This window comes from Tumidithrix elongata BACA0141, from assembly GCF_036349135.1.
GTDB classification, from domain to species: Bacteria; Cyanobacteriota; Cyanobacteriia; order Pseudanabaenales; family Pseudanabaenaceae; genus Tumidithrix; species Tumidithrix elongata.
In genome coordinates this window covers 1-9,961 of the sequence record NZ_JAZBJZ010000152.1, presented here as the reverse complement: position 1 = coordinate 9,961, position 9,961 = coordinate 1, and the positions used below count along the sequence as shown (strand labels likewise).

7 protein-coding genes are annotated in these 9,961 nt (G+C 46.5%); 6 read left to right on the top strand and 1 reads right to left on the bottom strand.

What is annotated here, in order from left to right; translation table 11 throughout:
• Positions 1–181: 181 nt before the first annotated feature.
• The 3 genes from V2H45_RS23240 to purB all read left to right on the top strand — a co-directional run bounded on the left by V2H45_RS23240 (position 182) and on the right by purB (position 3,254).
• Positions 182–1,003, top strand: coding sequence for a hypothetical protein (locus V2H45_RS23240; protein ID WP_330486074.1), 822 nt, complete (start codon positions 182–184; stop codon positions 1,001–1,003).
• 250 nt (positions 1,004–1,253) lie between these two features.
• Positions 1,254–1,775 carry a hypothetical protein gene (locus tag V2H45_RS23235; protein ID WP_330486073.1) on the top strand — a complete coding sequence of 174 codons (522 nt, stop codon included), beginning with the start codon at positions 1,254–1,256 and terminating at the stop codon, positions 1,773–1,775.
• Positions 1,776–1,958: 183 nt separating this feature from the next.
• On the top strand, positions 1,959–3,254 hold the full coding sequence (gene purB, locus V2H45_RS23230) for an adenylosuccinate lyase (protein ID WP_330486072.1): 1,296 nt from the start codon (positions 1,959–1,961) through the stop codon (positions 3,252–3,254).
• Positions 3,255–3,457: 203 nt separating this feature from the next.
• Here purB and ribBA read toward each other — a convergent pair whose 3' ends face one another.
• A complete protein-coding gene (gene ribBA, locus V2H45_RS23225; protein ID WP_330486071.1) occupies positions 3,458–5,086 on the bottom strand; it encodes a bifunctional 3,4-dihydroxy-2-butanone-4-phosphate synthase/GTP cyclohydrolase II in 1,629 nt (542 codons plus the stop codon).
• 149 nt (positions 5,087–5,235) lie between these two features.
• Between ribBA and V2H45_RS23220 the strand changes: the two genes are divergently transcribed.
• From V2H45_RS23220 to V2H45_RS23210, 3 genes are all read left to right on the top strand, one after another.
• Positions 5,236–6,198, top strand: a complete 963-nt coding sequence (locus V2H45_RS23220) for a glycosyltransferase family 9 protein (RefSeq protein ID WP_408648880.1) — start codon at positions 5,236–5,238, stop codon at positions 6,196–6,198.
• A gap of 176 nt (positions 6,199–6,374) precedes the next feature.
• Entirely contained in the window at positions 6,375–8,060 is a 1,686-nt protein-coding gene (locus V2H45_RS23215; RefSeq protein WP_330486069.1) for a CTP synthase, read from the top strand.
• A 311-nt stretch (positions 8,061–8,371) separates the two neighbouring features.
• On the top strand, positions 8,372–9,961 hold a 1,590-nt coding region (locus V2H45_RS23210), incomplete at its 3' end, for a PAS domain S-box protein (protein ID WP_330486068.1).

Sequence of the window (9,961 nt, the reverse complement as noted above, 5' to 3'; positions counted from 1 at the left end):
TCTCTTTTTATTTTCGTTTTTCGTCTCTGACTGATTTTTAGAGGTGCCCTATAGAGTTTTCGCTTCTACAGAAACGAATGGATTTCAGCCTGCTGGAAATTTGTGGGAACTTTGACTTATGGGCAAAGTCTGACTGTTATTGTAGGGTTATTGAAAAGTACGAGAATTTGACTTGAAACTCATGAAATTCAATTCTAGCTGTGGCTTGACTGGTTCATCAGGGATTATGAAGCTATGTAAGGTTTCCCAAGTTGCGATGCTCGCACTAGTGGCGACAACTGTAACGATTGTTTCCAGCGATCGCTTTGGGATAGAGAATGCCAGAGCTGAGACCACCGATACGATGCTTCCTTCTACGGTAATCGTTGCCCAAAATTCGCAAGCATGGAATACAGGCGTGCGATTGCTGCGTGTCTTTGACAATAGTGGGAGGTTCTTGGGAATTGGGATTCAGTTAGATGTTTTGAATAAGCCTGTCACCAAATATGCCAACGTTGTCTATCAACTTTCTGTAGGACGAGAAGGGCGTTGGGTCGATCTCTATAGCAGTACGGGTGCAAGGCTATTGCCGAAAACAGCGGGTAGTCTGACTCCCCCCGTGGAGATCGTTTCTATTGACGAAATTGCCAGCCAACTAGGTACTTCGACAAATGCTCTGCCAGATCTCGATCTGAGAGCTGTAACCCTAATCAAATATGACACGAGGGAACTGAGAGAGCAGGTGATTGCCATTGAAGCCATTCAGCCTTTTAGAGCGATCGCGCAAGCCAGCATGAATGAAGTGTCTAATCGGCAAATACTGGAAGTACGCCCTCAAACTTCTACCCAAACCCCTAGCAGATCGACGCGACCCTTGCCGAGCGCTATGCCTGCAGTTCCATCGCGCCCAGTTCCTGCGGTGAATCCTCCCAGTTCTTCGCCTAATCCCAATGTAAATTCTGGCGATGCCGAGTTGGGAATTCCTAATGACATTTATCCCAATCGTAAAAATTGGCAGAAGTGACTTGGGCTAAAATTCCATAAACCTTCTATGGGGATTCAATGAAGCGATCGCATCCATAGATAAAGATGCGATCGCTTCATAATCTTCGCAATGGAAAATCGCTAAATTCTCTTTTAAAATTTATCCCCAGATAGACAAAAGCCAAACCTAAAGTTAGCTTAAGAATAATGAGGATAGGCAAACTTTAGCGTGATTGCTCTAAATTCTGTGAGAAGCTGAAGAATATAGAGCGTAATCGGGGGACTTAGCGATGAAACCTCTTGTCAAAATTTTGGGTTTGTTTTGTGTCTTGAATGCTGCCATGTTAGCGGTCGATAGCTCACCTAGCGCTGCGCAGGGATGCAATTACTACGCAGGCTCGGCGGTTACGGGTCAAAGCGTTCTTGTGGACTTGTGTTCGATCTCTAGAGCTAGTTATCGCAGTGTTGATTTTGTCTATTCTCTAGGTGGAGAGCGCATTGAGGCTCAGGCAAATTGCGAAGCAGGGACATGGACGACTTTTCCCGAACGGCAAGTCAATCGACCGCAATCGCAAGCAACAAGCCGAATGCTAGATGTCGTTTGTACCTTTGATTCCCGAGGCGTTACATCTGGGCGCTCGGCATGGGTAATCGATCCGCCATCAAACGTTCGCGCCACACCGAATGGTAGCATTATCTGCTCGATTCCCACCCGTCAAAGAATCACGACCTATGGTTCGGTGGGCAGTTGGTACTACACAGATGCCTGTGGTGAAATGGGTGTCATTCACAATAGCCAGATCCGTTTTTAAGTGAAGCTACTTGGGGCGTTGTGATGGGGATATAATTCGGCAAAAACTCAGGAATTGCAGTCTTGAGCGCGATCGCATTGTAAAAACAAAAGATGGTCGTGCTTAGAAAAGGGTATATCGTCACAAAATCACCTAAGACGATTTGATAGACTAAGACGTTGTACTTATTTTTAGAACTAAATCTTGATAGAGCGATATACATTGCCAGAAATGGGTCGTCTTTGGACTGAGCAGCATAAGTTCCAAACCTGGCTGGACGTTGAAATTGCTGTATGCGAAGCACAGGCAGAGTTAGGGTATATTCCCGCCGAGGCAGTCGAGCAGATTAAAGCCAAAGCTCAGTTTGAACCAGAGCGGATCAACGAACTGGAAATTCAAGTGCGTCATGACATGATTGCCTTTTTAACCAATGTCAACGAGCATGTTGGTGAAGCAGGACGTTATATTCATTTGGGGCTAACTAGTTCGGATGTTTTAGATACGGCTCTTTCAGTTCAGTTGGTGAATAGCCTTGCCGTCATTCAGTCACAGGTCGAAGCCCTATCTCAGGCAATTCGCTATCAAGCCCAGCAGCACCGCTATACGATTATGGCGGGGCGAACCCATGGCATTCATGCCGAACCGATTACGTTTGGCTTTAAATTAGCAGGCTGGTTGGCCGAAGTATTGCGTCATCGCGATCGCCTCTTGAGCCTGACCAAAAGTATTGCGATCGGCAAAATTTCAGGTGCGGTGGGAACCTACGCCAATGTCGATCCGCGCATTGAGGCGCTTACATGCCAGAGGCTAGGACTAAAGCCTGACTGTGCTTCGACTCAGGTAATTTCTCGCGATCGCCACGCTGAGTTTGTGCAGGTGTTGGCATTGTTGGCAGCCTCGATCGAGCGCTTTGCTGTAGAAATTCGCAACTTGCAACGTACTGATGTCTTGGAAGTAGAGGAATTTTTTGCGCCCGGACAAAAAGGCTCATCCGCCATGCCTCACAAACGCAACCCCGTGCGATCAGAGCGTCTTACGGGTATGGCAAGGGTAATTCGCGGCAATGCTATGACTGCCCTAGAGAATGTCGCACTCTGGCACGAACGGGATATCTCCCACAGTGCGGCAGAAAGGGTGATTTTGCCTGATTCCTGTATTTTGATTCACTATATGTTGGTGGAAACCACTGACCTGATCAAAAATCTGCTGGTGCATTCCCACAATATGGAGCGCAATCTCAACTGCTATGGTGGTGTGGTGTTTAGCCAACAGGTGCTACTGACCCTAGTGGGCAAAGGACTAAGTCGAGAAGATAGCTATGCGATCGTGCAAAAATGCGCGCATCAAGCATGGAATAAGGCTGATGGTGATTTTCGCAAGCTGATTAGCGAAGATGAGAAGGTAAAATCCCTTTTATCGACTGAAGAGCTAAATGCTTGTTTCGATCCGCAAAAGCACCTCAAAAATCTCGACCAGATCTATCAAAGGTTGGGCATCTAAGCGATCGCACCGTAAGTCGAATTTTGGGGAATTACGCATTTGTTTAGCGATCGCTCTGCTTTTTAAAAAGTATTTTGGCGATCGCTATCTCGAAAATCTTTCTAGTAGTTCGTCAACGATTCGGTGATGGTTGTATGGAATCTAGAAGGTTTTTGGGTGTTTTTTGAAGGTTTTCAACCCCTTAAAAAATTCTTGACAGAACACTAGTCAAACCGATAAATCTCATCCAACTGCCAAGCTGCTTGATTTTTAGAATCTAAGCTTACGATTTCTGTATCTAAAAATTGCCGATCGCCTTCCGAGTCAATAAAGAAGCGCAACTCTTGAACGGGAAGCCACTGGCTGATTTGTTGTAACAGGGTTGACACCGCCTGGCGGTAAGGATGATCGGGTTGGCTGTACCATGCTTCCGCTTCCATATTGGCTCGATCGAAACCTAAATGCACGATCGTGGTTGCTTGGGCCGTGGATGATGGGGCAGTAAACTTTTCGGGGAAAGGACTTGAAGAAACCTCTTGTAAAAGCAGATCGGCATCGCTAGCCAGCGATCGCAGTTTATCTAAACTTGTCGCCAGATCGGCTGTTTCTTGCCAACGAATCCATAGGGTAATTAGCTTGGTTTGCAAGAGTAAATGCCCCATCTTTTCTGCCTTGGTTTCAAGGTAGCGGAAGTTATATTCGTTGGTCTCAATCAGTAGAGGTAAACGCCCCACAACTTCGATGCCGAAACCTTTTAAGCCTGCAATTTTACGGGGATTGTTGGTAATCAGACGCATTTTTCGCACGCCTAGGTCATGCAAAATCTGAGCGCCCACGCCATAGGTACGCAGATCGGGGGCAAACCCTAGCTTTTCATTTGCCTCCACGGTGTCAAAGCCCTGATCTTGTAAAGAATAGGCTTTGATTTTATTAATCAGACCAATGCCTCGCCCTTCTTGGCGCAGGTAAATCACAATGCCAGAGTCATTGTATTCAATCATTTTGAGCGCGCTCTGCAATTGCGCCCGACAGTCACAGCGCAAAGACCCCAAGGCATCCCCCGTCAGGCACTCAGAATGTACCCGCACGATGACTTCGCGATCGCTAAACTCACTGAGGTTGCCTTTGACGATCGCTAAATGCTCGGTATTGTCTAGGCTATTGCGATAGGCATATACCTTAAAGTCGCCGAATAATGAGGGTAGGGTGGCGATCGATTCTCGATGCACAAAGCGTTCGTGCTCTAGCCGATAGCTAATTAGGTCGGCAATGCTAATTAATTTGAGGTTGTGGCGTTTGGCATACACGATCAATTCAGGTAAACGCGCCATCGAGCCATTATCATTTTGAATTTCGCAGATCACCCCCGCAGGGTAAAGACCTGCCATGCGTGCTAAATCTACAGCGGCTTCGGTATGACCTGCCCGTTTGAGTACCCCACCCTGTTTAGCTCGCAGAGGAAAAATATGCCCCGGTCGGCGCAAGCTATTTGGGCGCGTCTCAGGATGAATCGCCACTTGAATCGTGCGCGATCGGTCTTCAGCAGAGATGCCTGTGCTCGTGCCCACAGCGGCGTCAATGCTCACCGTAAATGCTGTTTGTTGGCTATCGGTGTTGCGATCGACCATTAGGGGTAAATCTAACCGATCGAGGCGATCGCCGGTCATGGCAAGGCAAATCAAGCCCCGCGCATACACAGCCATGAAGTTGACCATATCGGGCGTGGCAAACTGCGCTGCCCCGATTAGATCGCCTTCGTTTTCACGATTTTCGTCATCAACGACAACAATTAATTTGCCCGCTTTTAGATCGTCAAGGGCATCGGTTATGGAATCAAACTGAAACTGGGACAAAGCTTTATCTCATTAGTCTTACTCATAATTATAGTTTGGAGCAGTTAGAAAACTGGGAAATTTAGCATTTGTGTATTTTCTAACCCTAAATCGCCTATACCGATTGAGGTATCATTACTTAGGTCTTTAGAGATGCAACAAAAAACATGATGCGAGTGCTGGCATTAGTTCCGGGTGGAGTTGGCGATCAATTGCTATTTTTCCCTACTCTAGAAACCCTTAAACAGCAATATCCTCAAGCTGCGATCGATGTTGTGGTCGAGCCGCGCGTGATTGGTGCATACAAGGTTTGTCCCTCAGTCAGGAAAGTTTTAACGTTTGATTATAAAGACCGTAATAGTCTGGCGGATTTTGGCAACTTGCTCGGCAGCATTCGCGATCAGGAGTACAACGCGGTTGTCTCTCTGGGGCAGCGGTTTTCTGTGAGATTTTTATTGTGGCTAACGGGCATCCCGCAGCGAGTTTCCTTTGCGGGACAGGGCGATTATTTGCTGAGCCAAGCGGTTCCCCTAAATACCAATCAGTATGCGGCTGCCATGTATCACGACCTGCTCAAAGGCTTTGATATTAACGTCCCCTGCCCGCCGATTAAAATTAATGTCGCCAAAACCGATATTGACTGGGCAACCAACGAGCAAAAGCGCTTAGGGATTACCAATGGCTATATTCTGATTCATGGTGGTTCGAGTGCCTTAGCGATCAAAAAGGGCATCGATAAAATTTATCCTGTGGATAGTTGGGTGGCGATCGCCCAAGATATCCAAGAGAAACTACCCAAGTTGCCGATTGTGATTCTTAAAGGACCTGAGGATGCTGAGTTAGTCAGCAAACTTACGGCAAAGCTCCCTAAAGCTCTGGTGATTTCACCGCCAGATATTGGTAAACTTGCCGCTGTCATTGCTGCCGCAAATTTGCTGCTCTGTACGGATAGTGCGCCCATGCATCTGGGTGTTGCCGTGGGAACGGCTCTGGTGGCTTTATTTGGACCTACTTCGCCAGAAAAGCTCTTACCTCTGAACGATCCTAAAATTAAATTTGTCAAAGCTCCTGAAGGGAAACCGATCGCTGCGATCGCTCCTCAAGATGTCTTAGCAAAAATTTGGCAAGATTAGGAATTCTGCGAATTTGTAAATTGGACTTACCCCCTTTAATTCCCCCTTGTAAAGGGGGAAAATCAGAGATCTTGTTCCCTCCCTTTTGCAAGGGGAGGGTTAGGGTGGGGTAATTCCTGTAAAGCAGGCGCTAGAACAAAAAATTTATTTGTGTCGATTGGGGTTGCAAAATTGTCATGACAAAATTTGTATTTGTAACGGGCGGAGTCGTCTCCAGCATCGGTAAAGGCATCGTGGCGGCTAGTTTAGGCAGACTGCTCAAGTCTAGAGGCTATTCCGTATCGATTTTAAAGCTCGACCCCTATATCAATGTCGATCCGGGCACGATGAGTCCGTTTCAGCATGGCGAGGTGTTTGTTACCGAAGATGGGGCAGAGACCGACCTCGATTTGGGGCACTACGAGCGCTTTACGGACACCGCCATGTCAAAGCTCAATAATGTCACCACGGGGGCAATCTACCAAGCCGTAATCAATAAAGAACGACGCGGCGATTATCAGGGGGGCACGGTACAGGTGATTCCGCACATCACCAACGAAATTAAAGAGAGAATTCGTCGTGTTGCCACTAACACGAACCCTGATTTTGTGATTACCGAAATTGGCGGTACGGTTGGGGATATTGAATCTCTGCCATTTGTGGAAGCGATTCGGCAGTTTCGCAAGGATGTGGGGCGCAAAAATGTTCTCTACATGCATGTAACGCTGATGCCTTGGATTGCCTCCGCAGGAGAGATGAAAACTAAGCCCACGCAGCACTCTGTTAAGGAACTTCAGTCGATTGGGATTCAAGCGGATATCTTGGTTTGTCGCAGCGATCGCCCCCTATCGCAAGGTCTTAAGGATAAAGTGGCGGAGTTTTGTAACGTTTCCCCAGAATGCGTGATTACGGGGCAGGATGCCAAAACGATTTACGAAGTTCCGTTAATTTTAGAACGAGAAGGATTGGCGGAGCAGGTGCTCAATCTCTTGGGTATGGAACAACGTCAGCCCGATCTGCGCAATTGGCAAGTTTTGGTAGACCGTCTCTATCGTCCCGAACATACAGTTGAAGTTGCGATCGTCGGGAAGTACGTTCGTCTTACCGATGCCTATCTCTCTGTGATTGAGTCCCTACGCCATGCGGCAGTAGCGCTCAATAGTGCCGTGAACGTTCGCTGGATTAACTCTGAGGATGTGGAAACCTTTGGGGCAGAGAGATTCTTGCAAGATGTGGATGCGATCGTCGTACCAGGGGGATTTGGGATTCGCGGTGTGGATGGTAAGGTTGCCACCGTTGCCTATGGACGAGAGCAAAAGATTCCATTTTTGGGACTCTGTTTGGGTATGCAATGCGCCGTAATTGATTGGGGTAGAAATGTCGCTCACTTAGAGGATGCCAATAGTTCCGAGTTTAACCCCGATACGAATAATCCAGTGATTCACTTGCTACCCGAACAGCATGATGTTGTGGATTTGGGCGGAACCATGCGTTTGGGACTCTATGCTTGCCGTGTCGTACCGAATACGCTAGCGAGTCGCCTCTATCAAGATTCCGTCATCTACGAACGCCATCGCCATCGCTACGAGTTTAACAATGCCTATCGCACGCTATTCCTAGAGTCTGGTTATATGGTCAGTGGAACCTCGCCTGATGGCAGACTGGTGGAAATGATCGAGTTGCCCGATCATCCTTACTTTATTGCCACGCAGTTCCACCCTGAATTCCAGTCGCGCCCAAGTACGCCCCATCCATTATTCCAAGGACTCGTGCAAGCGGCGCTCGACTACAAACAAAAGCATCGCCCCCTAGAGCGATCGCAGCTCGAAGAGTCTCTCAATGGAATCCATTCTTTGCAAGATGAGAAACAAATGCAAACCTGAGTAAGTCTTTAAGCTATAGAGAAGGGTGCATGCCTCTTTTCTATAGCTGTGTTTAAGCAGGTAAGGTATAGCGCTTCTCAATTGCCGATCGCAAATTTAGTGATTGTTAGCGTAGATTACCAAATGCTCATCTGTTAAGAAAAATTTCTTATTTGCAAATCTCAAGCTGTAAAGCTTTACTCTTCTTGTATTAGAAGGGGCTCTAAACGTAGTAATCGATAAGTACAAGACCACTTTCAGTAAAAAGTGTCATATTCAAAGTCTGTATAGATTTTCTGTTTGGAACTGCAATTTTGTGGGCTTATAGGCTTATGAATGCTGGGCAAAGTAGCAAACCTAAATCTTCGCAAATAGGTAAAAAAAAGCACCAAGTTTTTTCGCGGAATCTACTTGCAGGTTTAGCGATCGCGGTTGTGAGCATTGTTGGCGGTGGTTGGGTTGCATTTCAATGGTTTGGAGAGAAGATTACCCAAAATACGCAGGAAAATCTTTTGGCGATCGCTGATTTAAAGGCTAACCAAATCGAGCGGTGGGTTTACGAGCGCAAAGGCGATGCCCGTATATTAGCTGGACGACCCTCATTAGCTGATGTACTCAGAGCAATTGAGACTGGTCGCAAAGATGAAACAACGATACGTCAGTGGCAAGTCATGCAACAGGCGGTAAGAAACACGCAACGTGAATATAATTACAAACGTATTATTTTGCTCAACCGATTTGGGCGTGCGGTTTGGTATTCCGAGCGAGACGCTGAGATATCTGCCGAAGTCTTAGCAACATTTAAAAAAATCCAAGACAAGATAGTCACAGAAAATGCTGAGTTAGTCGATTTGCATTGGCACGACACCAAAACAGGTAAAGCGATCAACTATGGTGTAATTGCTCCTATATATGACAATTTAAATCTATACGACCCTTTTTTAGGTGCTGTTTACCTAGAAGCCGATCCCGCAGAGTATCTATTCCCATTGATACAACGATGGCCGACAAGTAGCACTTCTACTGAAACTCTCCTTGTGCGCCAAGAAGGAAATCTTATCCGTTACCTCAATCCGCTACAACATCAAGAGAATACTGCATTAGTCCTAACCCGAACTTCAGCCGATCCAAATCTGCTAGCTGCTAAAGCGATAAGGGCAACTGAACCTCTCTTAAAATCTGTTGATTATCGCGGGGTTCCAGTTATCGGTGCTGCCCGTTTTGTAAAGGGAACTCCTTGGATCATGATATCTAAAATCGATATCGCAGAGGCTGATTCCCCCTTGCACCAGTTGATCTTTGCGATCTCTGGTTTCATGGTCTTATTAATTATGATTTCTGGTGTAATCTTCCGACAATTATGGAGATCGAGCAAACTATCGCTCCTCACTTTAGAGCAGCAACTTGCCCTCGAAAGTGCGATTGAGATCGAACAAAATGCGTCCCGTTATGTCACGGCGATCGAGACCTCGATTGATGGCTTTGCCCTACTCGATCGCCATGGTAGATTTCTTGAAGTGAATACATCACTATCCTCGCTCACAGGCTATAGTCGTGATGAGCTACTAAATTTAAGCATCTTTGACCTAGCAGTCATGGAAACGTCAAATCCTGACTCCTTTATGACCGATTTAATTGCAAAAGTATGCGATCGCTTTAATCAGCAGTGGAAGCCTAAAAATAGAGACCTCCTTGATGTTGAGATTGGGATTACTTATCTCTCTCAAGGCGAAGGACAATTTTTTGCTTTTGTGCGAGATATCACCAATGCTCTTAAATTGCAAAGACAGCTAGAGCGTTCTAATTTACTACATACTTTTTTGAGTCATGCCAATGAAGCAATTGTCCGCACTCGCGATTCGCAGGAGTTATTAGAGTTGTTGGGAAATAAAAACAAGTTGTGGACAGGGTTTTCCTCTTCC

What these genes read in the sequence shown, in the direction of transcription:
- V2H45_RS23240 (WP_330486074.1), top strand. Translation starts at nt 182, where the DNA reads ATGAAATTCAATTCTAGCTGTGGCTTGACTGGTTCATCAGGGATTATG.
- V2H45_RS23235 (WP_330486073.1), top strand. Translation starts at nt 1,254, where the DNA reads ATGAAACCTCTTGTCAAAATTTTGGGTTTGTTTTGTGTCTTGAATGCT.
- V2H45_RS23220 (WP_408648880.1), top strand. Translation starts at nt 5,236, where the DNA reads ATGCGAGTGCTGGCATTAGTTCCGGGTGGAGTTGGCGATCAATTGCTA.
- V2H45_RS23215 (WP_330486069.1), top strand. Translation starts at nt 6,375, where the DNA reads ATGACAAAATTTGTATTTGTAACGGGCGGAGTCGTCTCCAGCATCGGT.